Origin of the sequence: Streptomyces sp. NEAU-YJ-81 (assembly GCF_017592595.1) — a bacterium.
Lineage (GTDB): Bacteria > Actinomycetota > Actinomycetes > Streptomycetales > Streptomycetaceae > Streptomyces > Streptomyces hygroscopicus_B.
Window position 1 is genome coordinate 68,470 of the sequence record NZ_JAGFNO010000015.1, and the last position, 26,799, is coordinate 95,268.

The 26,799-nt window shown below is 71.9% G+C and carries 24 protein-coding genes and 1 riboswitch; of the genes, 15 read left to right on the forward strand and 9 right to left on the reverse strand.

Features of this window, described 5'->3' with window-relative positions; all coding sequences use genetic code 11:
- Positions 1-15 precede the first annotated feature (15 nt).
- A complete protein-coding gene (locus J5X86_RS28175; protein WP_208519519.1) occupies positions 16-1,962 on the forward strand; it encodes a cellulase family glycosylhydrolase in 1,947 nt (648 codons plus the stop codon).
- Between the two features lie 4 nt (positions 1,963-1,966).
- Here the strand turns inward: J5X86_RS28175 and J5X86_RS28180 are convergent, their stop codons facing one another.
- On the reverse strand, positions 1,967-2,950 hold the full coding sequence (locus J5X86_RS28180; protein ID WP_208519520.1) for an aldo/keto reductase: 984 nt from the start codon (positions 2,948-2,950) through the stop codon (positions 1,967-1,969).
- Between the two features lie 42 nt (positions 2,951-2,992).
- A complete protein-coding gene (manD, locus tag J5X86_RS28185; protein ID WP_208519521.1) occupies positions 2,993-4,234 on the reverse strand; it encodes a D-mannonate dehydratase ManD in 1,242 nt (413 codons plus the stop codon).
- Between the two features lie 242 nt (positions 4,235-4,476).
- Here manD and J5X86_RS28190 point away from each other — a divergent pair, with 242 nt between their 5' ends.
- The 3 genes from J5X86_RS28190 (at position 4,477) to J5X86_RS28200 (ending at position 6,153) form a co-directional block, all read left to right on the forward strand.
- Positions 4,477-5,445: a carbon-nitrogen hydrolase family protein gene (locus tag J5X86_RS28190; RefSeq protein WP_208519522.1), complete on the forward strand. Its 969-nt coding sequence runs from the start codon at positions 4,477-4,479 to the stop codon at positions 5,443-5,445.
- An 88-nt stretch (positions 5,446-5,533) separates the two neighbouring features.
- The gene (locus tag J5X86_RS28195) at positions 5,534-5,773 is read left to right on the forward strand and encodes a hypothetical protein (RefSeq protein WP_014057435.1); all 240 of its coding nucleotides are present in this window, start codon (positions 5,534-5,536) and stop codon (positions 5,771-5,773) included.
- Between the two features lie 2 nt (positions 5,774-5,775).
- A complete protein-coding gene (locus J5X86_RS28200; RefSeq protein WP_078646242.1) occupies positions 5,776-6,153 on the forward strand; it encodes a toxin Doc in 378 nt (125 codons plus the stop codon).
- Between the two features lie 43 nt (positions 6,154-6,196).
- On the opposite strand, the gene J5X86_RS28205 is transcribed toward J5X86_RS28200, so the two are convergent.
- From J5X86_RS28205 to J5X86_RS28220, 4 genes are all read right to left on the reverse strand, one after another.
- A complete protein-coding gene (locus J5X86_RS28205) occupies positions 6,197-6,931 on the reverse strand; it encodes a heparin lyase I family protein (RefSeq protein ID WP_208519523.1) in 735 nt (244 codons plus the stop codon).
- Between the two features lie 105 nt (positions 6,932-7,036).
- Entirely contained in the window at positions 7,037-8,308 is a 1,272-nt protein-coding gene (locus tag J5X86_RS28210) for an MFS transporter (RefSeq protein ID WP_208519524.1), read from the reverse strand.
- Positions 8,309-8,380: 72 nt separating this feature from the next.
- Complete coding sequence (locus J5X86_RS28215) at positions 8,381-8,884, reverse strand: MarR family winged helix-turn-helix transcriptional regulator (protein ID WP_208519525.1); 504 nt, start codon at positions 8,882-8,884, stop codon at positions 8,381-8,383.
- A gap of 93 nt (positions 8,885-8,977) precedes the next feature.
- Positions 8,978-10,228 carry a beta-propeller fold lactonase family protein gene (locus J5X86_RS28220; RefSeq protein WP_208519526.1) on the reverse strand — a complete coding sequence of 417 codons (1,251 nt, stop codon included), beginning with the start codon at positions 10,226-10,228 and terminating at the stop codon, positions 8,978-8,980.
- 216 nt (positions 10,229-10,444) lie between these two features.
- On the opposite strand from J5X86_RS28220, the gene J5X86_RS28225 reads away from it, so the two are divergent.
- From J5X86_RS28225 to J5X86_RS28250, 6 genes are all read left to right on the forward strand, one after another.
- Positions 10,445-11,344 (forward strand): Gfo/Idh/MocA family protein, encoded by a 900-nt coding sequence (locus J5X86_RS28225; protein ID WP_208519527.1) that lies wholly within the window; start codon positions 10,445-10,447, stop codon positions 11,342-11,344.
- An 89-nt stretch (positions 11,345-11,433) separates the two neighbouring features.
- Complete coding sequence (locus J5X86_RS28230; RefSeq protein ID WP_208519528.1) at positions 11,434-12,177, forward strand: HAD family phosphatase; 744 nt, start codon at positions 11,434-11,436, stop codon at positions 12,175-12,177.
- Entirely contained in the window at positions 12,174-14,519 is a 2,346-nt protein-coding gene (locus J5X86_RS28235) for a glycoside hydrolase family 65 protein (protein ID WP_208519529.1), read from the forward strand. Before J5X86_RS28230 ends, J5X86_RS28235 begins: the two co-directional genes overlap by 4 nt.
- A gap of 68 nt (positions 14,520-14,587) precedes the next feature.
- Positions 14,588-15,631 carry a PHP domain-containing protein gene (locus J5X86_RS28240; protein WP_208519530.1) on the forward strand — a complete coding sequence of 348 codons (1,044 nt, stop codon included), beginning with the start codon at positions 14,588-14,590 and terminating at the stop codon, positions 15,629-15,631.
- A gap of 151 nt (positions 15,632-15,782) precedes the next feature.
- Complete coding sequence (locus tag J5X86_RS28245; protein WP_208519531.1) at positions 15,783-16,355, forward strand: hypothetical protein; 573 nt, start codon at positions 15,783-15,785, stop codon at positions 16,353-16,355.
- Positions 16,352-17,539, forward strand: a complete 1,188-nt coding sequence (locus tag J5X86_RS28250; protein WP_208519532.1) for a hypothetical protein — start codon at positions 16,352-16,354, stop codon at positions 17,537-17,539. The genes J5X86_RS28245 and J5X86_RS28250 overlap by 4 nt, the downstream gene beginning before the upstream one ends.
- A 7-nt stretch (positions 17,540-17,546) precedes the next feature.
- Here J5X86_RS28250 and J5X86_RS28255 read toward each other — a convergent pair whose 3' ends face one another.
- Entirely contained in the window at positions 17,547-19,448 is a 1,902-nt protein-coding gene (locus tag J5X86_RS28255; protein WP_208519533.1) for a glycoside hydrolase family 97 protein, read from the reverse strand.
- Between the two features lie 192 nt (positions 19,449-19,640).
- On the opposite strand from J5X86_RS28255, the gene J5X86_RS28260 reads away from it, so the two are divergent.
- The 5 genes from J5X86_RS28260 (at position 19,641) to J5X86_RS28280 (ending at position 25,106) form a co-directional block, all read left to right on the forward strand.
- Positions 19,641-19,850, forward strand: a complete 210-nt coding sequence (locus J5X86_RS28260) for a hypothetical protein (RefSeq protein ID WP_208519534.1) — start codon at positions 19,641-19,643, stop codon at positions 19,848-19,850.
- A gap of 223 nt (positions 19,851-20,073) precedes the next feature.
- The gene (locus J5X86_RS28265) at positions 20,074-21,999 is read left to right on the forward strand and encodes an NAD-binding protein (protein WP_208519627.1); all 1,926 of its coding nucleotides are present in this window, start codon (positions 20,074-20,076) and stop codon (positions 21,997-21,999) included.
- Between the two features lie 93 nt (positions 22,000-22,092).
- Positions 22,093-22,222: riboswitch (cobalamin riboswitch) on the forward strand.
- Positions 22,223-22,306: 84 nt separating this feature from the next.
- A complete protein-coding gene (locus J5X86_RS28270) occupies positions 22,307-22,690 on the forward strand; it encodes a (2Fe-2S) ferredoxin domain-containing protein (RefSeq protein WP_208519535.1) in 384 nt (127 codons plus the stop codon).
- A 156-nt stretch (positions 22,691-22,846) separates the two neighbouring features.
- On the forward strand, positions 22,847-24,652 hold the full coding sequence (locus tag J5X86_RS28275; protein ID WP_208519536.1) for an FAD-binding dehydrogenase: 1,806 nt from the start codon (positions 22,847-22,849) through the stop codon (positions 24,650-24,652).
- 112 nt (positions 24,653-24,764) lie between these two features.
- Positions 24,765-25,106 (forward strand): hypothetical protein, encoded by a 342-nt coding sequence (locus J5X86_RS28280; RefSeq protein ID WP_208519537.1) that lies wholly within the window; start codon positions 24,765-24,767, stop codon positions 25,104-25,106.
- Between the two features lie 52 nt (positions 25,107-25,158).
- Here the strand turns inward: J5X86_RS28280 and J5X86_RS28285 are convergent, their stop codons facing one another.
- Positions 25,159-26,178, reverse strand: coding sequence for a DMT family transporter (locus J5X86_RS28285; protein WP_208519538.1), 1,020 nt, complete (start codon positions 26,176-26,178; stop codon positions 25,159-25,161).
- Complete coding sequence (locus J5X86_RS28290) at positions 26,175-26,780, reverse strand: TetR/AcrR family transcriptional regulator (protein ID WP_208519628.1); 606 nt, start codon at positions 26,778-26,780, stop codon at positions 26,175-26,177. Before J5X86_RS28290 ends, J5X86_RS28285 begins: the two co-directional genes overlap by 4 nt.
- Positions 26,781-26,799 lie beyond the last annotated feature (19 nt).

Genomic DNA, 26,799 nt, shown 5'->3' on the forward strand with positions numbered 1-26,799 from the left:
CTGGACGGTAGGTCCATGCCGACTCATGAGACGCGAGGGATACGGATCGGCCGCCCCCGACCGGGTCGCACCCGGTTGCTCGGGGTGGCCGTTCTGCTGCTGGCGGCGGCCGCGGCCCCGGGCACTCCGGCGGCCGCGGCCGAGGCGCCCTGGTTCGACGGCCGGGCGGCGGACCAGGTGACCGTGGACGGCACCCGGTTCGCCGACGGACACGGCCGCGAGGTCGTGCTGCGCGGCTTCAACGTGTCCGGCGAGACCAAACTGGAGGAGAACGGCGGGCTCCCGTTCGCCACCACCGCCGACGCCAGGACATCCGCCGCCGCCATGCGGAACCTGACCGGAGCCAACGCGGTGCGCTTCCTGCTGTCCTGGGCCCACGCCGAGCCCGAGCCCGGCCAGGTGGACACCGCCTATCTGGAGAAGGCCACCGCGCAGATGAAGGCGTTCCTGGACGCCGGAATCCGGGTCTTCCCCGACTTCCACCAGGACCTGTACTCCGGCCATCTCTTCGACAAGGACAGCTGGTACAGCGGCGACGGCGCGCCGAAATGGGTCATCGACGCGGGCGGATACCCCAAGGAGTCCTGCGGCATCTGCGTCCACTGGGGCCAGAACATCACCCAGAACCAGGCGGTCATGAACGCCACCCGCGACTTCTGGCGCAACCGCGCCCTGACCACCGGCGCGGGCACCGTCCGCGTCCAGGACGCCTTCCTGGCCACCGCCGAGACGACCATGACCTACCTCGCCCGGCACTTCACCGACGACCAGTTCACCCGCGTCGTCGGCTTCGACCCGCTCAACGAGCCGTACGCGGGCGCGTACGACGACGGCCAGAACAGCCGCACCTGGGAGAAGAGCGTGCTGTGGCCCTTCTACGAGAAATTCCGCGCCCGCATGGACGCCGCCGGCTGGCAGGACAAGCCCGCCTTCGTGGAGCCCAATATGTTCTGGAACTCCAACCTTGACTTCCAGCGCCAGGAGGGCGGACTCCTCGACGCCGGAAAGCCCGGCCCCGACTACGTCTTCAACACCCACTACTACGACCAGAAGGCCATCTCCGGCGTCTTCATGCCCGGCAAGGCGGCCGACGGCCAGTACGCGGGCGACTTCGGCGCCCTGCGCGACCGTTCCACCGCCCTGGACCTTCCGGCCGTCATGAGCGAGTTCGGCCATCCGCTGACCGGCTTCACCTCCGACAAGGCCCCCACCGTCGTCAAGGGCATGTACCAGGCACTGGACTCCCGGCTCCCCGGCGCCACCTGGTGGACCCGGCCGGCCGCGTCCGGCGCCGTGCTCTCCTCCACCCAGTGGCAGTGGGACATCTACAGCGGCCGCCACCACGAGGCCATGAACGGCAACACCGGCAAGGTCCTCACCGAGGGCGACGCCTGGAACGGCGAGGACCTCTCGGCCGTCCGCCTCGACGACTCCGGCAACGCCGGGCTGCGCCAGGACGCACGGCTGCTCGACCGGATCTATCCGCGCGCCGTCGCGGGCCGCACCCTCGCCTTCACCTTCGAGGACCGCTCACGCGACGGCTCCACCACGCTCAGCTGGAACCGCGTCCCCAGCAGCCTGCCGAACGTGGCCGAGCTGACCGGCTCCGGGCGCTACGGCATGCTGGTGTGGCGCTCCGACGGCGACACCGAAGCGCCCACCGAACTGCGGCTGCCCCGCGACTTCGACCCCGCCCGGACCACCGTCGTCTCCGATCTGGGCACCGTCACCGGGCCGCCCGCGTACACCGCGCACGGCCACACCGCCGACCACCTCATCGCCACCGCCGCGGAGCCCGGCGGCACCGACACGCGCCGGCTGGTGCTCTCCGCCCCGGCCGACGCGGGCACCGGCGCCGTGCACTACGCGCTGATCGCCGACGGCACCGCCGCCCCCTCGGCGGAGCTGCGCGCCGCCGCCCAGCGCGAACTTGACGGGTGGGCGGCGGACGCAGGCTTCTGAGCCCCTACCAGCGAGGGTGTACCCGGGCCCGGAGCCGCCGGTCGTACAGGTCGCCGACGGCGTCCAGCGTGGCGCCCGGCAGCGGGGGCAGCCCCGCCGCGTCCGCGTTCGCCCGAGCCTGCTCGGGCGAACGCGCCCCCGGGATGACCGAGGTCACGCCCGGCTGCTGGACGATCCACCGCAGCGCGGTCTGCGCGGGGGTGGCCCCCTGCGGCGCCAGCTCCGCGAACTCCACCGCCGCCTCGAGACCCTCCTCGAAGCCCACGCCCGAGAACGTCTCGCCCTGGTCGAACGCCTCGCCGTGCCGGTTGAAGGTGCGGTGGTCGTTCTCGGCGAAGACGGTGTCCCTGGTGTACTTCCCCGACAGCAGACCGGACGCCAGCGGCACCCGCGCGATGATCCCCACACCGGCCTCCCGCGCCGCCGGCACCACCTCCTCCAGCGGCTTGAGCCGGAACGGGTTGAGGATGATCTGCACGCTCGCCGTCCCCGGCCGCGCGATCGCCGCCAGCGCCTCCGCACACGTCTCGACGCTCACCCCGTACGCCGCCACGCGCTCCTCCGCCACCAGCGTGTCCAGCGCGTCGAAGACCGCCGCCGAGGAGTGCACCGGGGACGGCGGGCAGTGGAGCTGCACCAGATCCAGGGTGTCCACCCCCAGATTGGCCCGCGAACGGTCGGTCCACGCGCGGAAGTTGTCCAGCGTGTAGTTCTCCTCGAGCTGCGGCAGCCGCCGCCCCATCTTGGTCGCCACGAAGATCCCGGCGTCCGGACGCTCCCGCAGATACCGCCCGATGAGCTGCTCGCTGCGCCCGTCCCCGTACACATCGGCGGTGTCGAAGAACGTCACGCCCGCTTCGACGGCCGCGTCCAGCACGGCCAGGGCGTCCTGCTCGCCGACCTCGCCCCAGTCCGCGCCCAGCTGCCAGGTTCCCAGGCCCACGACCGAGACCTTCCGGCCGAGCCGGCCGAACTCACGCTGCTCCATGCTCCCTCTTCTCTCCTGCTGCGACGCTCACCGTACCCCCGCTCACCAGTCGTGCACCGTGCCGTCCGCCAGCCGGTTCACCGGCAGATAGGCGGGCTGGTACGGGAACCTCCCGGCGGCCTCGGTGTCCAGCTCGACGCCCAGGCCCGGGGTGTCGGACGGGTGCAGCAGCCCGTCCTCGAAGCGGAAGGAGGTGCGGAAGACCTCCAGGGTGTCGGCGGTGTGCGGCATGTACTCCTGTATGCCGAAGTTGTGGATGGCCAGATCCAGATGGAGCGCCGCGGCCATGCCCACGGGCGAGATGTCGGTCGGGCCGTGTATTCCGGACTTGACCCCGTAGACCGCGGCCAGGTCCAGCAGTTTGCGCATGGCGGTGACCCCGCCGGTGTGGGTCACCGCCGAGCGCACATAGTCGATCAGCCGCTCGCTCAGCAGAGTGGTGTAGTCGTGGACGTGGTTGAAGACCTCGCCGATGGCCAGCGGGGTGGTGGTGTGCTGCCGGATGAGCCGCAGCGCCGTCTGGTCCTCGCCGGGTGTGGCGTCCTCCAGCCAGAACAGGTCGTAGGGTTCCAGCGCCTTGCCGAGCCGGGCCGCCTGGATGGGTGTCATCCGGTGGTGGCCGTCGTGCAGCAGCGGCAGCTCCGGGCCGAACTCCTGCCGTACGGCGTCGAACACCGTCGGCACATGGCGCAGATAGGCCCGGGTGTCCCAGCTCTCCTCGGCGGGCAGCACCCGGGGCCCCGACCCCCGGCGCGCGGGTTCGTAGTCGTAGCGCTCCCCGCCGCCCGCGCTGGAGGAGGCCACCCCGTAGACCGAGGACAGCCCCGGGATGCCGGTCTGCACGCGGATCGCGCGATAGCCCTGCGCCAGATGGGCGCGGATGGAGTCGAGCAGCTCGGGGACGTCCCGGCCGGAAGCGTGTCCGTAGGCCAGCGCCCCGCTGCGCGAGGCCCCGCCCAGCAGCTGGTACAGCGGCATCCCGGCGGCCTTGGCCTTGATGTCCCACAGCGCCGTGTCGACGGCCGCGATGGCGGCCATGGTCACCGGACCCCGCCGCCAGTACGCCCCGCGGTACAGATACTGCCAGGTGTCCTCGATGCGCGAGGCGTCCCGGTCGAGCAGCAGCGGCACCACGTGGTCCCGCAGATACGAGGCGACGGCCAGCTCACGGCCGTTGAGCGTGGCGTCCCCCAGGCCCGTGACCCCGTCCTCGGTGACGATGCGCAGGGTGACGAAATTGCGCCCCGGACTGGTGATGACGACCTCGGCCGACTCGATCCTCACCGCATACCCCATTCCCCTTGTTCTGCTTGATCGGTCCCTTCCGGCGATCACGCCGTACGGGCAGCTCTACCCGCTTCCCGCCGCCGGGATCCGGGGGCGACGGCCTCCCGCCCCCTCGTCAACTCCCCGCGCCCGCGGGTAGCGTGGCGGCATGCTGTGACACCCGCCCCGCCCCCGGGGCCCGCCGGGACACCTCCTTCGCACCGTCCGCACGTCATCAGATATCGAAGGAGGCATCCGCCATGACCACCCTCACCGTCGCCCTGCTCCAACTCGCGCCGCCCGGGCCCGAGTTGTCCGTGAACCTCGCCCTCGGCGAGGCGGCCTGCCGCCGGGCCGGGGCCATGGGCGCCGACATCGCGCTCTTCCCCGAGATGTGGAGCAACGGCTACAGCTGCTCCGTCCCGGACGGCTTCGCCCGCGGCGATCGCTACCGCCATCCGTCGCTGTGGGACGAGGCATCGGCGGCGCCGCGGCCCCGGGCCGACTGGCTCGGCGAGCCGATCACCCGCGACTCGCCCTTCGTCACCCGCTTCCGTGAGCTGGCCGCCGAGCTGGAGATGGCCATCGCGCTCACCTATCTGGAGCGCTGGGACGGAGCGCCGCGCAACACCTTGTCCCTCATCGACCGGCATGGCCGCCTGGTCCTGACCTACGCCAAGGTGCACACCTGCGTCTTCGACCTGCCCGAGGCCGCCCTGACCCCGGGGGAGGGGTTCGAGGTGTGCGCCCTGGACACGGCGGTGGGCGAGGTGATGACTGGGGCGATGATCTGCTACGACCGCGAGTTCCCGGAGAGCGCCCGCGCCCTGATGCTCGCCGGAGCCGAGATTGTCCTCACCCCGAACGCCTGCGAGCTGGAGATCAACCGGCTCTCCCAGTTCCGCTCCCGCGCGGGGGAGAACATGACCGGTATGGCCATGGCCAACTACGCCGGTCCCGGCTGGGGCCACTCCGTCGCCCACGACGGCATCGCCTTCGCCGGCGGGCGGTCGCGGGACACCCTGGTGGTCGAGGCGGGCGAGGCCGAGGGGGTCTATCCGGCGGTCTTCGACCTCGACGCGCTGCGCGACTACCGGCGCCGGGAGACCTGGGGGGACGCCTTCCGCCGCCCCGCCGCCTACCGGAGCCTGACGGGCCGTGAGGTGCGTGAACCATTTGTCCGGCTGGGTCCCGAGGGCGGGCCGGTCCCCGGCCGCAGCCTCCCGTAGTGGCGGAAAGCCTTGTCAAGTACCTACAAAAACATCATCTGAGCTGGGGCGATTGCTGACGGGGTACCTGGTGAGTAGGGTGTCCCGCATGTCAGCACTCAACGTGGAATTCAGCGATCGGGAACTTGAGGACCTCCGCCAGATCGCCAAGGAACGCGGTACGACGATGAAGGCCCTCGTCCGGGAGGCGACCGTGGCCGACATCGCGCGGCACCGCGCTCTGCAGGAGGGTGCCGAGGTCTTCCGGCGGTTCTTCGCGGACAACGCGGACGCCTTCGCGGACGCGTTCCCCGACGATGAGCACCGCCATCCCGGGCAGGCCGCCTGACCATGGCCCCGCTGCTGCACATCGACGTCCCCTGGCTGCTCCAGCGCCATGAGGAGGTCATGCCGGAACAGCCGGCCATCTCGGACTTCTCGGGTCTGGTCGCCGCCGTCGCCCGCCACCGAGTGGACCCGCCGCGCCTGGGCGTCGATCCCGACCCGGCGTGGCGGGCCGCGGCCCTGCTGCACACCATCGCGCTGCTCAGACCGCTCCCGGCGAGCAACGCGCGGTTCGCCTCCGCGACCGCGGTCGCCTATATGCACGCCTCGGGCGAGGGCATCGACCCGCCGTACGGTGCGCTGATCGACCTGGTCCGCGACATCCTCTCCAGCAAGGCCGATGTGTTCGACGCGGCCGGCCGCATCCGCTCCTGGCGGATCTGAGGGGGAAACGGACCGGCGGGGGCTCGGGCGGGGGCTTCGGCGGTCAGTCGACGTCACCGCGTGTGGTGCCGGCCTTGAGGTCGTCGATGTAGTTGACCACCCGGCTGTTCTCGGCCCCGTACACCCCCCACTTGGGGTCGTTGCTGCTGTCGAAGGTGCGGCAGGCCCACCGGGTGGTGCCGTCGCTGAACTTCTGCTGCTGACCGTTGACCCAGAGCTCGACCCAGCCGCCCTTGGTCTCGTCGGACAGATGCAGCCCGATGGTGTAGTGGTTCCAGGTGTTCGCCGAGGCCGGGGTCGACCAGATGGTGAAGACCTGATTGCCGGGCTGCCGCTGGATCATCGTGGTCCGGCCGCCGAGCGTCTTCAGGACCACCGGCCAGTTCTGGATGTGATCCCCGTAGGACTTCCACTGGAACGTGGCGTTGTTGTCGACCGTGCTGGAGAGCTTGCTCGACCAGCCGAACCAGTAGGTCCCGCCGTTCTGGAAGGCGTATTTCGAGCCGCCCACCGCGATGCCATGGCTTTCGCAGCGATTGCTGCCGCTCGGCTTGTCGTACTTCCAGATCTTGCCCCGCTGGGTGTCCGAGACGGCGGTGACGCTGCCGGGGGAGTCGCAGTTCAGCAGGCCGTAGATCTTGGTGCCGCCGGAGGCGTCGCCGTCCCAGATGGACGCGGCGTCCGCGGGCCAGGCGAACGCGAGACCCGCGACCGCCACGGCCGCGGGTACGGCGAACCGGAGCCCGGCGATGCGCTGGGTGGACCGTAAGGAAGCCATGCCACTCCTTGGGAAGGCCCCCGTTCGATGGTGGGCGCACCGTACTGGAGCCACCCCAATTGGTCCATACCTGCCCCGCGCATCGTGCCGGGCCCGTCGCTCGCGTCAGCCGGCCGAGCCGAACTCCTCGGCCAGCGCCTGCTTCTCCAGCGTCTCCCGCCGCTCCTCGGCCGGGATGTGTCCGGCCGCCTCCGCCGCCTGGACCCGCTCGGCTTCGGCGAGCAGCGAATGCCCGGTGGCCAGGACGCCGATGCCCAGCGCGACCGCCGCGGCCCCGATGTAGAAGGGCAGATGCACCCCGCTGTGCTCGGCGATCTTGCCCGCGGCGTACGGGGCCAGACCGCCGCCGATGAAGCGGACGAAACCGTAGGAGGCGGAGGCGACGGGCCGCTCCACGGGGGCGACGGTCATCACCGCCTGGGTGGTGATGGTGTTGTTGATCCCGATGAAGGCACCGGCCACGATCACCGCCACGATCAGCGTCGTCTTGGAGTCGGTGAACAGGCCGATGACGAGGATGTCGAGCGCGAACAGCGCCAGGTTCAGATACAGGGAGCGGGCTATGCCGAGCCGCGCCTGCAGCCACGGGGCGCCGAAGACCGAGAAGAAGGCGACGAGCAGACCCCAGCCGGTGAAGACATAGCCGAGCTCGTGGGTGCCCAGGTCCATCGGGAACGGCGCGTAGCCCAGCACGGTGAAGAAGCCCCAGTTGTAGCAGAGCGCGGTCAGCCCCATGGTGAGCAGTCCGCGGTGGCGCAGCGCCTTGATCGGGTCGGCGATCGAGGCCCGGCGCGCCGGGGTCGGGGTGGGCTGGACCAGCACGATGGTCGCGATCAGGGCGATGGCCATCAGGGCCGACACGCCGAAGAACGGCCCGCGCCAGCTGATCCCGCCGAGCTCACCGCCCAGCAGCGGCCCGATCGCGATGCCGATGCCCAGGGCGGTCTCGTAGAGGATGATCGCGCCCGCGAAGCCACCGCTGGCCGAGCCGACGATGACGGCGAGCGAGGTGGCGATGAACAGGGCGTTGCCCAGGCCCCATCCGGCGCGGAAGCCGACAATGCCGTCGATGCTGCCGGACGCCCCGGCCGCCGCGCTGAAGAGCACGATGAGCACCAGACCGGCCACCAGGGTGCGCTTGGCGCCGATGCGGCTGGAGACGAACCCGGTGACCAGCATGGCGACGGCGGTCACCACCAGATAGCTGGTGAACAGCAGCGACACCTGACTCGGCGTGGCATGCAGCTGGGAGGAGAGGGAGGGCAGGATCGGATCCACGAGGCCGATGCCCATGAAGGAGATCACGCAGGCGAAGGCGACCGCCCATACGGCCTTCGGCTGCTTGAAGGGGTTGGGGGCGCTGGGATGAGCGGACAAAGGATGCTCCGTCGTTCAGGGGCCCAGCCGTGACGACATGGCAATGCCGTGGCGCGGCAGGGTGCCGGTTGATCAGGAAGCGGTACTCCCCGGGGCCTTCCGCGCCCGTGCCGCGTTGTCGACCAGCCGCTGGAAGGCGGGGGCGGCGGCGTGGACGGCGGTGGCGAGTGCCTGTTGGTCCTCGGGGGAGAGGGTGGCCAGCAGTTCGGCGAGCCGGTTCGTACGGCCGCGGCGCCGCTCGGCGAGCAGCTCCCGCCCGGCGTCGGTGATCGCCACCAGCACCACCCGCCCGTCGTGCGGATCGTCGACCCGGGTCACCAGACCCTGCCGCTCCAGCCGCTGGATCAGCTGGGTCATCGAGGGCTGGGTGACACCCTCGTCGGCGGCCAGGGCCGTCAGCCGGGACGGCCCCTCCCGGCTGAGCCGGCCGAGGGTCGAGGCCGCGGTGAAGCTGATGTCCCGGTTGGTCAGATGGCGCACCGCGAGGAACGCCAGCTGTTCCAGCGCCTCCGCGACCTGCTCACGGGTCGCGGGGACGTCGTGTTCCCGGGGGCCGGACTGCTGTGTGTATTCCACATCTAGATTTATATCATGCCTCTATATAGGCAGCCTATGCAGATGGCTGTGCAGAGCCTCACAGCCGCCCAGGGCGCCTGCGAGATGGCCGCCTCAGCGGAAGATTCCGGTGTGGCCGAGGGAGTAGCGGCCGGGCTGGGGGTAGACCGCCAGCCCGTGCGGACCGCCGCCGACCGGGATCCGGGCGCGCAGCCGGCCGTTGCGGGTGTCGATCGCGTAGACCTCGGCGTTGTAGCGGCCCGAGAGCCACAGCACCTTGCCGTCGCTGGACACCCCGCCCATGTCGGGGCTGCCGCCGCCGGGGAGCCGCCACCGCTGCACCAGCTTGCCGGTCTTGAAGGACAGCACCGAGATGGTGCCCTCGCCGCGGTTGGAGACGTACATCGAACGGGAGTCGCGGCTGACGTAGAGGCCGTGCGTGCCTTTACCGGTGGGCAGCAGCCGCGGCTTGCCGAAGGTGTCGCCGTTGAGCACCCACAGGCCGTTCGCCACCATGTCGGCGATGTACCACGTCTTGCCGTTGGGCGAGATCTTGACGTCCTGCGGCATGGCCCCGGCGATCGGCAGCCGCTGCTTGGCGACCACCTTCTTCTTCGCCGTGTCCACCTTCAGCAGCTCACCGGAGAACTCGCACGAGACGATGAAGTAGCGCCCGTCCGGCGAGAAGTCGGCGTGGTTGACGCCATAGCAGTCCACCGGCACCGACTTGACCACCTTCATCGTGTGCGCGTCCCGGAAGACCAGCGCCCGGTCCATGGAGGCCATCACCACGGCGTACTTTCCGTCCGGGGTGAAGTAGAGGTTGTACGGGTCGTGGACGTCCACCGGGCGGCCGACCCGGCCGCTGCCGGGGTCGATGGGGGTGAGGGTGTTGCCCAGGTCGTTGTTGACCCACAGCGTCTTCAGGTCCCACGAGGGGACCACGTGCTGCGGCTGATGGCCCACCTGGATGGTGCGGACGACCTTGAACTTCTTCGGATCGATGACGCTCACCGTGTCCGAGAGCGTATTGGGCACGTACACCCGCGACGGAAAGTCCTTCACCGCCCGGGCCAGCTTCCCCGGCCGGTCGGCCGCGTAGAGGTCATGGGGGTCCAGCGGGGGCGGCATCCCCGGCAGCAGCCGGGCCAGTGCGGCCTTCTTCTTCGCCGCGGCCTTCGCGGCGGCGGCCGCCTCCAGCGCGCTCTGCCGCGCCGACGCCGACTTCGCCCGGTCGGGCCGGTGCTCGCTGGTGGAGGCGCAGGACGGTACCGCGGCACCGCACAGCAGCAGGACCGCCGCGGCCCGGACCGTGGCGCGCCGCCGGAGCGCACGGGAAGGGGAGCGGGACGAGCCACGGGCCACGGGTTCCTCCAGCGGTGAGGGTGGGCTTCGGCCGTCACCCGCACCGTGGCCGGCCATGGCCTCACCCTGGCACCGCCCCCGCCCACCGGCATCCGCCCGCGGCCAAGCGGGGGAGGGGTGTACCGCCGTCGGCCGAAGCGGCCGGGCCGCACGGGGCGTAGGATCGCGGCCGACTCCGGGGAAGGCCCCGGGACTTCGCGCGGAGGGGGACGGACAGTGCGGTTCGGACTGCTGGGCACCGGACACTGGGCGGCCGAGACCCACGCGGCGGCGCTCGCCGCGCACCCGGTGGCCGAACTGGCCGGGATCTGGGGCCGCGACCCGGCGAAGGCACAGGCGCTGGCGGACCGCTGGGGCACCCGCGCCCACCCGGACGCCGACGCGCTGATCGCCGATGTGGACGCCGTGGCCATCGCCCTCCCGCCGGACATCCAAAGCGGCCTCGCCGAGCGGGCCGCGCTGGCCGGGCGCCATCTGCTGCTGGACAAGCCGCTGGCCTTCGACACCGAGGAGGCCGACCGGATCGTGCGCGCCGTGGACGAGCGCGCACTGGCCTCGGTGGTGTTCTTCACCAACCGCTTCGCGGCTCCCGTCGAGACCTTCCTCCAGGAGACCGCGGCGGCCGGTGGCTGGGACGGCGGCCGTGCCACCGCCTTCGCCTCGATCTTCCAGCCCGGCGGCCACTACGGCGGATCCCACTGGCGGCGCGAGCGCGGCGGACTGTGGGACGTCGGTCCGCACTCCCTGTCCGTCCTGCTCCCGGTCCTCGGCCCGGTGGCCGAGGTCACGGCCCTGGACGGGCCGCGCGGCGCCGCGCATGTGCTGCTGCGCCACCACTCCGGCGCCATCGGCACGCTCGCGCTCACCCTGGACGCCCGGCCCGCCGCCCAGGGATTCTCCTGCGACTTCTACGGCGAGCGCGGGATTGCCGTGGTCCCCGACGCCGGGACCACCGCGGTGGCGGCCTTCGCCACGGCCGTCGACCGGCTGCTGAGCGGTGCCCGTAATGGCGGCGCGGCCGACCCCTGCGACGTCCGGTTCGGCCGCGAGGTCGTCGCCGTCCTGGAGGCCGCCGACCGCTCCCGCCGCGAGGGGCGCACCGTCGTACCGCGCTGAGTGAGGGTAGCGATGCGCTGAGTGGCGGAATGCCTCCATCCCGCCGCCACGCCCCGCATATTCCGGCGTTCCCGGGGGAATCGGGGGCCATGACCAAGCTCAGCCTGCCCGATTCCATCCGGGCCTGCCTGTTCGACCTCGACGGCGTACTGACCAGGACCGCGGTGGTGCACGCGGCGGCGTGGAAACAGATGTTCGACGAGTTCCTGCGGCGGCGCGACGGCCCCTCCTTCCGTCCCTTCGACTCGGCCCGCGACTACGACGAGTACGTGGACGGCCGTCCGCGCGCCGACGGGGTGCGCACCTTCCTGGCCTCCCGGGACATCGATCTCGCCGAGGGCGAGCCGGACGATCCGCCCGACGCGGACACCGTGCACGGCCTGGGCAACCGCAAGAACATCCTGGTCCTGGCGAAGATCCGCGAGGAGGGAGTCGAGGCGTACCCGGGCTCGGTGCGCTTCGTGGAGGCCGCGCGCGCCGAGGGCCTGCGGATCGCGGTCGTCTCCTCCAGCGCCAACTGCCGCGATGTGCTGATCGCCGCCGGTATCGAGGACCTCTTCGAGGTGCGGATCGACGGTGTGGTCGCGGCCGAGCGGGGGCTGCCCGGCAAACCGCACCCCGACACCTTCCTGGAGGCCGGACGGGAGCTGGACACCGCCCCCGAGGCAGCCGCCGTCTTCGAGGACGCCCTGGCGGGCATGGAGGCCGGACGCTCGGGGCACTTCGGCTGTGTCGTCGGCGTGGACCGGGTGGGTCAGGCCGACGCGCTGCGCGCACACGGCGCGGGCATCGTGGTCAAGGATCTCGCCGAGCTGCTGGAGGACGACTCGTGATCACCGATTCCTCGTATGTCGTCGACCCCTGGGTGCTGCGCGAGATCGATCTCCGGCTCGATCTGCTGCCCCAGAGCGAATCGGTCTTCGCGCTCTCCAACGGCCATATCGGCTGGCGCGCCAATCTCGACGAAGGGGAGCCCCACGGGCTCCCCGGCTCCTATCTCAACGGGGTCTACGAACGGCGTCCGCTGCCCTACGCCGAGGCCGGATTCGGCTATCCCGAGGCCGGCCAGACCATGATCAACGTAACCAACGGCAAGATCATCCGGCTGTTGGTGGACGACGAGCCCTTCGATCTGCGCTACGGACGGCTGCGCTCCCATGAGCGCGTGCTCGACCTGCGTGCCGGGGTGCTGCACCGCACCTGCGAATGGACCTCCCCCTCCGGCACCAGTGTGCGGGTCCGCTCCACCCGGCTGGTCTCCCTCACCCAGCGGGCCATCGCCGCCGTCGCCTACGAGGTGGAGGCCGTCGACGCCCAGATCCGCGTCGTCGTCCAGTCCGAACTGGTCGCCAACGAGCAGCTTCCCGAACGCGCCGGTGACCCCCGGGTGACCGAGGCGCTGGAGTCCCCGCTGACCCCCGAGGAGAACGCCGCCGACGACAAGCGGCTGCGGCTGATCCACTGCACCGACGACAGCGACCTGCGGGTCGCGGCCGCCGCCGACCACCTGATCACCGGGCCGCCGCCCACCCGCCACGCCAGCGAGAGCGGCGACGACGTCGCCCGTCTGACCGTCACCTCGGTGCTGGAGCCGGGCCAGGTCCTGCGGCTGGAGAAGCTGGTGGCCTACGGCTGGTCGGGCGCCCGCTCGCTGCCCGCCGTACGGGACCAGGTCGAGGCCGCGCTCGCCGGGGCCGCCAGCACCGGCTGGCGCGGCCTGGTGGACCAGCAGCGCGCATGGCTGGAGGACTTCTGGTCCCGCGCCGATGTGGAGGTCGAGGGCGATGCCGAGATCCAGCAGGCCGTGCGCTTCGCCCTCTTCCACGTCCTGCAGGCCGGCGCCCGCGCCGAGGAACGGGCCATCCCCGCCAAGGGCCTCACCGGCTCCGGCTACGACGGCCACACCTTCTGGGACACCGACACCTTCGTCCTGCCCCTGCTCACCTACACCTTCCCCGAGTCCGTGGCCGAGGCGCTGCGCTGGCGCCAGTCCATCCTGCCCGCCGCCCGGGAGCGGGCCCAGCAACTGGGCCACGAGGGCGCCACCTTCCCCTGGCGCACCATCGACGGCTCCGAATGCTCCGGCTACTGGCCGGCCGGCACCGCGGCCTTCCACGTCAACGCCGATGTGGCGGACGCGGTGGTGCGCTATGTCGCCGCCACCGACGACGAGGAGTTCGAGCGCGAGACCGGCGTGGAACTGCTGGTGGAGACCGCCCGGCTGTGGCGCTCCCTCGGCCACCACGACCACCACGGCCGCTTTCATATCGACGGGGTGACCGGCCCCGACGAGTACAGCGCCGTCGCCGACGACAACGTCTACACCAACCTCATGGCCCAGTCGAACCTGCGGGCCGCCGCGGACATCATCGAACGCCACCCGGACAAGGGCTCCGAACTGGGCGTCGACGACGAGGAGGCCGCCGCCTGGCGGGACGCGGCCGAGTCCATGTCGGTCCCGTACAACAAGACCCTGGGCGTCCACGAGCAGTCGGCGGACTTCACCGGCCACCAGGAGTGGGACTTCCAGGGCACCCGCGCCGACCAGTATCCGCTGATGCTCAACTTCCCCTACTTCGACATGTACCGCAAACAGGTCGTCAAACAGGCCGACCTGGTGCTGGCGATGTATCTGCGCGGCGAGTGCTTCACCGAGGAGCAGAAGGCACGCAACTTCGACTACTACGAACGGCTGACGGTCCGGGACTCCTCCCTGTCCGCCTGCACCCAGGCCGTCATGGCCGCCGAGGTCGGCCATCTGCGGCTCGCCTACGACTACTTGGGCGAGGCGGCCCTGATGGACCTGAAGGACCTGGAGCACAACACCCGCGACGGTCTGCACATCGCTTCGCTCGCCGGCACCTGGATCGCCCTGGTCGCCGGGTTCGGCGGGATGCGGCACCGCGACGGCAGGCTGGAGTTCTCGCCCAAGCTGCCCGAGAAGCTGGCCCGGCTCGCCTTCACCATGCAGGTGCTGGGCCGCAGGCTGCGAGTGGAGATCACCGGCCGCAGTGTCACCTATTCCCTGACCGAGGGCGCCCCCATGGAGATCCGGCACTACGGCCGGCCCCTCACTGTCTCCGAAAAGACCCCCCAGACCCGCGACATCCCCGAGCTGACGGCGCGTCCAGAACCCCACCAGCCCCCCGGCCGACGCCCGAACCGCCGTGCCTGAGACGCGGAGGCACACACAGCGCGGACGCCGCACACAGTGAGGACGCCGCACACAGCGAGGAGCGCGCGATGGACCCCCTGGAGGCCCTGGACCGGATCGCGTTTCTTCTCGAGCGCGCCCAGGCGCCGACCTACCGGGTCCGTGCCTTCCGTACGGCCCAGGCGGTGCTCGCCGGCCTGGACCCCCAGGAGGTCGAGCGGCGGGTCACGAACGGCACCCTTCGGTCGCTCAAGGGGCTCGGGCCGAAGACCTCGCAGGTGGTCAAGGAGGCGCTGAAGGGCCAGGTGCCCGGGTATCTGGCGAACCTGGAGGCCGGGGCCGCCGAGGCCGAGTCCGAGTCCGAGCCCGACGAGGACGCGGCGAAGCTGTGCGCCGCGCTGCGCGGAGACTGCCATATGCACTCCGACTGGTCCGACGGCGGTTCCCCGATCGAGCTGATGGCCCGTACGGCGGCGCGGCTGGGGCACGAGTGGGCGGTGCTCACCGACCATTCCCCGCGGCTGACGGTGGCCCGTGGCCTCTCGGCGGACCGGCTGCGCGCCCAACTGGACGTGGTGGCGGAGCTGCGCGCGAAGCTGGCTCCTTTTCAGCTGCTCACCGGGATCGAGGTGGACATCCTCCCCGACGGCTCCCTGGACCAGGAGCCGGAGCTGCTGGACCGGCTGGATGTGGTGGTGGCCTCGGTCCACTCCAAACTGCGGATGGACGCCCGCCCCATGACCCGCCGGATGGTCACCGCCGTCAGCGATCCGCTGGTCGATGTGCTGGGGCACTGCACCGGACGGCTGCTCGGCGGAAAGCGCCCCGAGTCCGCCTTCGACCATGAGGAGGTCTTCGGCGCCTGCGCGGAGGCGGGCACCGCCGTGGAGATCAACTGCCGTCCGGAGCGGCTGGATCCACCGCGCGGGCTGCTGCGCGAGGCCGTCCGGGCGGGGACCTTCTTCTCCATCGACACCGACGCCCACGCGCCCGGCCAGCTCGACTGGCAGCGCAACGGATGCGCCCGGGCCGCGCAATGCGGGGTGCCGGTGGAGCGCGTCATCACCACCTGGACGGCCCGGCAGCTCGTGGAGTGGACCCGCACGCGCCGGCCCCCGCGCCGGGCGGGCTGACGGCCCCCATCAGCCATGCGCGTCAGCGGCTATACACGAAATGCACGATGAATTTGCCTATGTGCGGTAAGTCCTCACATCAACCCCCCGGCCGGGCTACCGTACAGGCGTCGCACGCCCCGCCGGGGGCGTGGCGTACCGGGGGGAACGCATGACGGATATGACAGAGCTGGACGACGCCGCCATCGAGCGGATCCTGACGATGGTCGACGCCTCGGCGCGCGCCGTCGCCGAGGACGAACACGAGGAGCTCTTCGGGGAGTTCGCCGAGGAGACGCGCGCCCGTCGGCGGGTGCCCGGCGCCGGGGAATTCTTCGACGACGTCAGCGGGGCGCCCGCGGTCGACACCCATGTGTACCTCACCATCGGGCTGTCCGTGCTCGGCCAGATCGCCTTCACGGTGCTCTCGACGGCGACCGACATGGCCCTCCAGCGCGGACTGCGGGACGCCGTCGGCTATCTCAAGCGCTGCGTGCGCGGCGACGCCGCCACCGGCGGGACGGACACCGAGGAGGACGAGGACAGCACGGCGGGGCTCGCCCGGCGGGTGACGGTGGAGCTGATGCTTCCCCCGGAGGTGGACCCGGACACGGTACGGGCCGTCGTACGGATCCAGGCGGAAGCGCTCATCCGCTCCGAACCCGGCCCCGATGACGGCCCCGACGGCGCCCCAGACGGCGACCCCGACGACGCCGCGGACCCCGCCGGGCCCGGCCGTCCATGACCGCCGCGTCCCCGGTCCGCCGGCTGCGCCGGGCCGAGCGGACCTGCTGGACCGTCCTCATCGGGCCGCTGTGCGCGGCGCCCGCCACCGGGGCGAGCGTGCTGACCACAGGGGACGATCGGCTGTCCGTGCCGGCCGCGGTCGGCGCCACCGCGTTCCTGGCCGTCCTCGTCCTCCTCATCGTCTTCCTGTTGCCCCTCGTCAACGAGTGGCGGGCCGACTCCCTCAGCGGTCGTGAGGCCGAGGAGGCGCCGCGCCCGGTCGACTGGTCGGCGAAGGGCTGGGTGCGCGTCCGGGACACCTTCCACTCCGCCGGGCTGGACACCGCCCGGCTGGACGCGGTCTCCAGCTGGTCCCCGGTGGCCGACCTGAAGGTGGTCCACGTCCCCCAGCCGTCCCCGGGACGCCTCGGCCGGATGGAGGACTGGGGGACGAGACTGCAGCGCCGCAAGTCCGTGTGGGCCGTCGGCGCCGCGGGCGGACTGGCCTTCGCCGTACTGCAGGACCGGATCTCCCTGCCGTTCGACGGGGATCGTCTCCTGGTGCCCGCGGTCATCCTGGTCGCCGCGCTCTGGGCGGTCGCGGGCACCTTCCTGTACCACGCGGTCACCCTGAACATCCGCAGGCCCACCGTCCATGTCGCCATCCCGCGCAGCTGGCGCACCCTGCTCAGAAGCCCGGCCGGGGCGGTCCTGCTCCGGCACGAGATCTCGCATCTGCGCCACGGTGATCCGATGCGACGGCGCTATCTGCGTCATGCGCCGGCGGCTGGGAAGGCCGCCGTGTTCTTCGACGGGATGACCGCCCTCGCCATCACCCCCGTGGAGAGCCCGGCGCAGACTCTCACGTCGATCGCCGTCTTCGTCCTCACCCTGACCTGCGGCCTCTACGCCAACAGCCGCGCCCGCCGGGTCCTGGTCACGCTGATGGAGATGCGGGCGGACGCCGAGGCGGTCACGGACGCGGAGTCGGCGGACCGGCTGTCCGCCTTCCTCACCCAGCAGCAGGAGAAGAACCCGACGCGGCAGAAGGCCGACCGGCTGCTGGCCCTCTCCCGCGGATGGACCGGCGGCCACCCCGCCCCCTACGCCCGTGCCGTCGCCGCCGCATGGGTCTTCGCGGCCGGTGTCTGCCTTCCGGCGATCGGGATCTGGACGGGCGTCCTGGACGGGGTGTCCGAGTGAGGGACGGTCAGGGACGGTCGCAGGTCGACAGGCCGGGCCGCCAGCGGCAGGCGATGGCGGCGAACCCGCCGTCCGCCGTCACCGGCACGGACAGTGTCTGCACGCCACGCACCACCGTGGGCGTGCGGACCAGACCGTCCGGGCCGTCCAGGATCAGATCGACGAGCCAGCGGCCCTTCTCCAGCCGCAGCGGCACCTCGGCGGTATGGGCGGGGCCGGTGAACGTACCGCCGATGAACCACCGCGAGCCGCTGGCGCGGGCCAGCACCGCGCTCTCACCGGGCCGCCCGGTCAGCAGCCGGGTGCGGTCCCAGGTGGCGGGGATCTGCTCCAGGAAGCGGCGGGCGAGCGGACGGGCGTCATACGACTCCGGGGTGCCCGCCAGGTCCTGGATACCGGACTCGTAGAGCACCGACAGGCCGACTTCCCCCGCGTCCGAACCCGCGTTGGGGCGCTCGGCCCGGTGGAAGGCCCCGGGGGTGAAGTCCATGGAGCCGATGACGTTGCGGGTGAAGGGCAGCGTCGCCAGATGCTGCGGGGTGTTGGTCCGCTTCTCCTCGCCGTTCACGCCCTCCATCGACATCACCTGCGGCCAGGTGCGCTGGATGCCCTTGGGGATCGTCGAGCCATGGAAGTTGACGAGCAGATGGTGGTCCGCGGTGGCCTTGAGGATCTCGTCGTACCAGCGCAGCGTCTCCTGGGCCTCGGAGTCCATGAAGTCGATCTTCACGCCCTTCACCCCCCACTTCTCCAGCGTGGGCAGCCACAGCTCGCGCTCCTCGGCGGTGTCGAGGTCGCGGTGGTGGATCCAGACCTGGATGCCCACATGCCGCTCGCGCGCGTAGTCCACGAGCTGCGGAATCCAGCTGTTGCGCGGCCAGTCGGGATCGGTGACATCCCACTGGTCGGGGTCGAAGTACCAGCCCGCGTCCACCACCACATACGGCCAGCCGCGCTGGGCCGCGTAGTCCACGTACCCCTTCTGCATCGACAGGCTCTGCCCGGCCGGCTTGCCGCCCGCGAGCCAGGTCCACAGCGCGGGCCCGGGCCGGATCCACGAGGTGTCGGCGACCCGCGACGCGGGTGCCAGATCGTCGGTGAAGGTGGACTGGGTGACGGTCCCCAGATCGCCCACGATCAGCGCGCGCCAGGGCGTGCTGAGCGGTCCGTCGGACGTGACCCGCTGATCCCAGAGTCCGATCCGGTACGTGGGCTGCCCCTGCTGATGGATCAGCCGGGCGGCGGAGTAGCGGCCGGTGAGATCCGACTCGGCGATCAGGGCGTAGCCGCCCGCCGTCTCGAAGAGCGCCTGGGCCATGTACTCACCGGTGGGCGCGGTCGCCGCGGTGTACTCCTTGAACAGGTTCTCGTTGTCCTTGCGGTAGTCGCCCAGCCATGCGGCCGCGTCCGACGGCAGGGTGAAGGCCGAGGTCTCGCCAAGGACATCACCGCTGCCGGACGGCAGGACATAGCGATAGGCGACCCCGTCGTCCGAGACCCGCACCACGAGGTCCAGCCGGGCGCTTGCGCTGCCCCGGAACCGGAAGCGGGTCTCGGTCATCCGCGCCGTGCGCGAGCGCTCCTTGCCGACCGTCGACCGGTAGCGCTCCACGACGGTGCGGTCGTGGCGCCCCAGATAGCGCAGCCCGTGCGACAGATCCGCCCGCTCGGTGACGATGCCCACGGGTGAGGGCTCGACCACCGTCCGTCCGCCCCGGGACACCTGGAGCGTCAGCGTTCCCGAGGCTCCGTCGAGCCGCAGTTGCGCGAGGGGACCGGAGTGGGGTGAGGGGCCGCGCACGGTCCAGGCGGAGTCCTTCGCCTGTGCGGGCCCGGTGATGAAGAGCGTCATGGCCAGGACGCCGCAGAGCAGAAATGCCACAGCGGAGCGTCGGTAAGATCTCGGCATCGTTGCCTCCCGAGGCGGATACGTTACCGAGTCATCCGATAACTGGGGAGGGGTTGAGCGGCATTACGCCCCGTCAAGGGTTTTTGGCGCATGAGAGATCGGATCTATGGCTGGGCCGCTTCCCGGGACGGAGCCACGGGTAAAGGGCTGGCGGATGGACCCGCGCACGGTCCGGACAGGGAGGCGCACACGATGAGCGGCACGGCTCGACCTGGCGACCCGGACCGGGAGACGGCGGACCGGGAGACGGCGGACCCGGATCCCGACCCGGACCCGGCGCCCGCCGAGCCCGAGGGCGGGGAGCCCGCCTGCTGGCTGGATCGGGTCTGCGCCGACTGCGGCGCGATCCAGGACACCGCGCCCTTCGCCCGCTGTGCGCGCTGCGGAGCCCCGAGGGAGTGAGCACACGGGGCGTCCGGTCGCCGGCCCCCGGTGCCCAACTCCCTTGGGCGGCCCACCAGGTACGGTCTGATCATGACCGCCGGAGCGCGGGTGCCGGCCGCCGGAGACCGCGGCCGCCGTACCCCGCCCGGACGACCCACGGCATCACGGACCAACGGGGGGCTTCGCCGTCGTGTTCTCCACCTCCACCTCGGACCCGCCGTCCCCCGCGGGGGCGGCCCACATGGTCGTCTGCGGTGACGACGCGCTCGCCCACCGCCTCGCCGCCGAGCTTTACTACGTCTACCGGACGCGGGTGACGGTCGTCATCCCCGGCGGCACCCCCCTGGCGGACCCGGCCGGGCGGCAGGTGGCGGGATGGCGGCCGGGCGGCCGTACCTCCGCGCTCTTCGGCCGGTTCAGCGCGGCCGTCGGACGGGTCCCGCTGCCCCGGCAAGCCGCGGACGACCCCGCTCCGGATGGGGGAGTGCGGGTCATGGAGGTCCCGGCGCTCGACGAAGAGGTGCTGACCGAGGCGGGTGCGGAGCACGCGACCGCGCTCGCCCTGGTCCATGACGACGACGAGGCCAACATCCACGCCGCCCTCCGCGCCCGCCGCCTCAACCCCCGCCTGCGGCTGGTGATCCGGCTCTACAACCGCAAGCTCGGCCAGCATCTGGAGGAACTCCTCGACGAGGCGGCGCGGGTCGCCGATCCCGGGATGGACGCGGCGGAGCTGGACGCCACCACCACCGTACTGTCGGACGCCGACACCGCGGCACCCGCGCTGGCGGCCACCGCCGTCGCGGGTACCAGCAAAGTGCTCCAGGCCGACGGGCTGCTGCTGCGCGCGGCCGAGCGCACCCCGCCCGGCCCCGACGAGGTGGCCCGCCCGGGGCTGTGCACCCTCGCCCTGCTCTCGTCCACCACCAGCGACCCCGGCGGCAGCGAGGGCTCCGACAGCAGCGGGGACGAAGGTCCCAAGCTGCTGCCCGGAGACGAGGAGGTGGCCGCCGCCACCGGACGCGACACGGTGGTGCTCGAGGCCGTCTCCGCCACCGGCCCACCGCTGCCGCCACGGCGGCTCGGCACCCGCAGACTGCCCCTCGCCTCGCTGTTCTCCCGCCGGCTGCGCTGGTCCGTCGCCGGAATGGCGATCGCCGTGCTCGCCCTCACCATCGCCTCCTGGCAGCTCACCGGAGCCGGTCTGCTCCGCGCCGCCTACCTCACGGTGCTGGACGTGCTGGCCATCGACGACCCGGCGCTCGACGAGCCCACCGGACGCAAGGTCCTCCAACTGCTGTCCGGGCTGACCGGACTGCTCATGCTGCCCGTCCTGGTGGCCGCCGCGCTCGAGGCACTGGGCACCTTCCGTACCGCCTCCGCGCTGCGCCGCCCTCCGCGCGGCCTCTCCGGCCACGTCGTGCTGCTCGGGCTCGGCAAGGTCGGCACCCGGGTCCTGGCCAGACTCCGGGAGATGGACATCCCCGTGGTGTGCGTGGAAGAGGACCCCGGGGCGCGCGGCATCCCGCTGGCCCGCAGGCTGGGAGTGCCGACGGTGATCGGTGATGTCACTCAGGAGGGCGTCCTGGAGGCCGCCAAGATCCAGCGGGCACGCTCCCTGCTCGCCCTGACCAGCGTCGACACCACCAACCTGGAGGCGACGCTGTACGCCCGCTCGGTCAAGCCCCGGCTGCGGGTGGCGCTGCGCCTGTACGACGACCGCTTCGCCACCGCCGTCTACCGCACGCTGCGCGCGGCCCATCCGCGGGCCCTCACCCGCAGCCGCAGCGTCTCCAGCCTGGCGGCCCCGGCGTTCGCCGGAGCGATGATGGGACGTCAGATCCTCGGCGCCATACCGGTCGAGCGCAGGGTGCTGCTCTTCGCCGCCCTGCATGTCGCCGGGCATCCGCAACTGGAGGGGCGTACCGTCGCCGAGGCGTTCGCGCCGGGCGCCTGGCGGGTGATCGCACTGGACGCGGCGGAACCCGCCGACCGGCAACGCGACCTCGCCGCGGCGCCTCCTTACGACGGCGCCACCCAGGCGCCCTCCCTGGTATGGGATCTGCACCCCGGCTATGTCCTGCGGCCGCACGACCGCGTGGTGCTGGCGGCCACCCGCCAGGGCCTGGGCGAAATCCTCGCGGAGGCGGCGGCCCGCCGCAACTGACGTCGAGCCGCCCACGGCGCTCGCGGGAGCGGGGGCCACGTGGTGTGGCGGTGCCCGGGATGCGATGATGCCGGGCGACAAAGGCGACGGCGGAACGAGGAAGCCGGTGTGAATCCGGCGCGGTGCCGCCACTGTGATCGGCGAGCGGATCCCGAACAGGTCACTGCCCGTACGCGCGGGTGGGAAGGCCGGGACGAGCATCGACCCGAGAGCCAGGAGACTCACGCGGTCGCCTCCTCGACGGGGTGTGTCGATGTGCGGCTCCGCCGCGTGGGGGGCGGACTTCCCCGGAGGAGGGTGATGCGGCATGCCTGTCAGGCCGACCGACCCGGTGCCATGCCGGGTGACCGTATGCCGGGACTGCTGTTGCGGCAGCCCCAAGGTGACCGGAATCGACCATGCGGCACAGCTCGCACGGCTCGGTGAGGAGGCGCCCGTACGCGTTTCCGAGTGTCTGGACGTCTGCGATCAGGCCAATGTGATCGTGGTGCAGCCGTCGGCGGCCGGACGTGCCGCCGGGGGCAGGCCGGTGTGGCTCGGCCTGGTCAACGACCCGGAGGCGACAGAGGACGTCGTGGCCTGGGTCACCGCGGGCGGCCCCGGCGTGGCGCCGCTGCCCGACATCCTCGATCTGTACGCCTTCTCGCCACGGCGGCGCGCCTCGCCCGAGCCGTCATCCGGCGGGCGCTGACCGGCCGAAGTGCCCTACGGCTTCGGGGAGTTGCTCATTGGGAGCAGGAGTCTGGCGGCCCCGCACCCTGTGGGCTACCGTCGGTAACACGTTGCCGTCGCGGCAACCCCCTTCGCATCTCCCGCACCCTCCGAACCCCCTTCCGGAAGGCAGCCCATGGAGAACTCCACAGAGAATGCCGCCTCGCTTGCCGGGATCAGCCGCCGCCGCGCCCTGACGGCGGCGGGCGGTGTGCTCGCCGGCGCCGCGCTCGCCCAGGCGGCGGGTCCGGCCTTCGCCGCCTCCGGGGCGTCCTCGGAAGCGGACGCCATCGTGGTCGGCGGCGGGCTCGCCGGGCTGGTCGCCACGGCGGAACTGACGGCCGCGGGACGCAAGGTGCTCCTCCTCGACCAGGAGCCCGAGAGCAACCTCGGCGGCCAGGCGTTCTGGTCCTTCGGCGGCCTGTTCTTCGTCGACTCCGAGGAACAGCGGTTGATGGGCATCAAGGACTCCCACGAACTGGCCTGGCAGGACTGGCTCGGCACGGCCGGCTTCGACCGCGGCGTCTCCGATCCCGGCGGCCAGGACTACTGGGCCCGCAAATGGGCCGAGGCGTACGTGGACTTCGCGGCCGGGGAGAAGCGGTCCTGGCTGCACGGGCTCGGCGTGCAGTGGTTCCCGATCGTCGGCTGGGCCGAGCGCGGCGGCGGCCTCGCGGACGGGCACGGCAACTCGGTGCCGCGCTTCCACGTCACCTGGGGCACCGGTCCGGCCGTGGTCGAGCCGTTCGAGAAGAAGGTGCGGGCCGCCGCGAAGGACGGGCGGGTGACCTTCAAGTTCCGGCACCGGGTGGACGATCTGGTGGTCACCGGCGGTGCCGTCACCGGGGTCAGCGGCGCGATCCTGGAGCCGAGCGACGCCGCCCGCGGCAAGCCCACCTCGCGCACCGTGGTGGGCCAATTCGAGCTCAACGCCCCGGTGGTGATCGTCACCTCCGGCGGTATCGGCGCCAACCACGATCTCGTACGGCGGAACTGGCCCGACCGGCTCGGCTCACCGCCGAAGTTCATGGTCACCGGCGTCCCGGCGTATGTGGACGGCCGGATGCTGGCGATCACCGAGAAGGCGGGCGGACGGATCGTCAACCCCGACCGCATGTGGCACTACACCGAGGGCCTCAGGAACTACGCCCCGATCTGGCCGGGCCACGGCATCCGCATTCTGCCGGGCCCCTCGTCGATGTGGTTCGACGCGAAGGGCAAGCGCTTCCCCACCCCCGACATCCCGGGCTACGACACCCTGCACACCCTCGGGACGATCACCGCCACCGGCTATGACTACTCCTGGTTCGTCACCACCCAGAAGATCATCGCCAAGGAGTTCGCGCTCTCGGGCTCCGAGCAGAACCCGGACCTGACCAACAAGGACATCCTGCAGCTCCTCTCCCGCATCTGGCAGACACCCGAGCCGATCCAGCGGTTCCGGGACAAGGGCGAGGACTTCGTCGTCGCCAACACCCTGCCCCAACTGGTCGCGGGCATGAACAAGTTGACCGGCGACAACCTCATCGACCTGGCGGACCTCACCCGGCAGGTCGAGGCCCGCGACCGCGAGATCGCCAACCCGTACACCAAGGACGTCCAGGTCATGGGCATCCGCAACGCGCTCGCCTACCCCGGGGACACGCTCAGCCGCACCGCCTCCGCACACCGGATCCTGGACCCGTCCGCCGGACCGCTGATCGCCGTGCGCCTCAACATCCTCACCCGCAAGACCCTCGGCGGCCTCCAGACCGACCTCTCCGGCCGCGTCCTGGACGCCTCCGGCAACCCGATCACCGGTCTGTACGCGGCCGGTGAGGTCTCGGGCTTCGGCGGCGGGGGAGTGCACGGCTACCGCTCCCTGGAGGGCACCTTCCTCGGCGGCTGCCTGTTCTCGGGCCGCGCCGCGGGCCGTGCGGCCGCCGCCGCGACCGCGACCTGAACCGGCGGGCGCATCGGCGGTGGCGCACCGGGCACATGGCAGACTCCTCCTGCGGTCCGCGGGCGGCCGGGAGCATCCCCGGCCCGTCAAGTCGCCGGGGCAGGGAGGGTGCATGGGCGGGGACGATCCGCATATCCATGTCGAGTCGAAGGTCGTCCGAGGCGTCGCCGCCGTCCGCAACATGATGGCGTCCACCTTCGGCCTGGCCGGTGACCTGCCGAGCCGCATCGCCACCGGATGCGGGCTGCGGGCGCCGTACGCGATGACCTCTCCGCGTCCGGAGAACGTCACCTGCCTTGCCTGCCGTGAGTACGCGCGGCTGGAGCATCTGCGCTTCGCCGACGAGCTCGAACGGCTGGGGCGGATGCCCGGCTCGACCATCAGCACGGCTCAGGCGAAGCTGGCCGCGGACCGGCATCGCGACCTCGCGGAGCGGTTTTCCATCGCGGAGTGATGGGGCGGTCGGCGGAGCGTTCGCCGCCCGCCCCGCTCGTCGACGGACTCCGCTACGGCACCCGCCCCGGATCCGGCTGGGCAACCGTGTGCTCCGCCGCTGTGCGCTGTGGCGGCGTCACGCCTTCCGGCCGCTGTCGGCGCCGCCTGGAGACGGCTGTGGGGGCGGTGAGGACGGCCAGGCAGGCGAGGACGAGCGCGATGCCGGTCCAGCCCACGGCGGGCAGCCGTTCGCCGATGACCAGCACGGCGAGGACGGCGGCGACGGCCGGTTCGAGCAGGGAGAGCGTGGTCGCCGTGCTCGCGGGCACATGCGCCAGTCCCCAGCCGAACAGGACGTAGCCGGTGAACATGGGCACCACCGCCATGTAGGCACCGACGGCCAGATTGGACCCGGAGTCGAGGAGTGGCGCGCCGGTGACCAGGAGGACGGGCACGAGGAGCAGTCCGCCCAAGCCGAAGACCGTGCCCATCGCCGCGCGGGAGGCGATGCCGTGGGTGATCAGCCGGTGCGCCGCCCAGGAGTAGAGGGCGTAGGTCGTGGCCGCGATGAGGCCCAGCCCTACGCCGAGCATCGTGGCGGCCATGGATGGCTGCCCCCGGTCGCCGGGGTCCTGGGCGGCTTGGGCCGCGCACAGCATGAGGGTGCCCAGGAGGCCCAGGGTGGCGCCGAGTGTCCAGCGGCGCGTCAGCCGGCGCCGGTCCATGACGCGTTCGATCACGGCTGAGGCCAGTGGCGCCATGCCGATCGACACCACCGTTCCCACCGCCACTCCGGCCAGGTGCATCGAGCTGTAGAACGCCAAGGGGTAGACCGCGACCGCGAACGCGCCGAGCAGTACGGTGCCGCGCCGCGCACGCAGCCGAGGGGCCTGACGGGCGATGCGGGGGGCGGCGACCAGGGCTTGGAGCAGTCCGCCCAGGCCCATGGCGACGGCGCCGATGGCGAGGGGCCCGACGCCCGGGGCGAAGGTCGCCGCGGTGCCGGTGGTGCCCCACAGCACGGAGGCGGCGAGCACGCACAACGATCCGGCGCCCGCCGAACGGGCGCCGTGTCCGGTGGGCCGCCTCACAGCCTGTCCAGCAGGGTCGCCGCCATCGCGCGGGCGTGCCGCAGCCGGTTGTCGTCGCCTTCCAGGCCGGCCCGCGCCATCGCGCCCTCCAGCAGGAACGACAGATGCTCCGCCATGGTGCGCACGTCGTCGGGGCGGTCGGGCAGCAGCTCTTCGAGGTGCCCGGCGATCAGGCGCTCGACCTCCTCCTTGTGGCGGCGTACGACACTCCGCCCCTCGTCTCCGGCGGGCAGCTCGGCGGCCGCGTTGAGCAGTCCGCAGCCGCGAAAGCCGCGCTCGTAGGCGAACGCCGCGTGATCGGCGTAGGCGTCGAAGGCCGCGAGGACGCCGTCGCGGGGGTTCTGCGCCTGCTCCAGCCGTGACGCGTACAGCGCGAGCCACTCCTCGTGCCGGGCGTCGAGATAAGCCCTGACGAGATCGGACTTGGAGGAGAAGTTGTTGTACAGGCTCATCTTCGCCACGCCGGCTTCGGTGGTGATCGTGTCGATTCCGGTCGCGGTCACGCCGTCGGCGTAGAAGCGCCGCGCGGCAGCCGCCAGCAGGCGCTCCCGGGCGGGCCGCCGCCTTCCGGGATCCGTCGTCCTCGTACCGGTCTCACTCATCGCATGCATCCCGACAGAC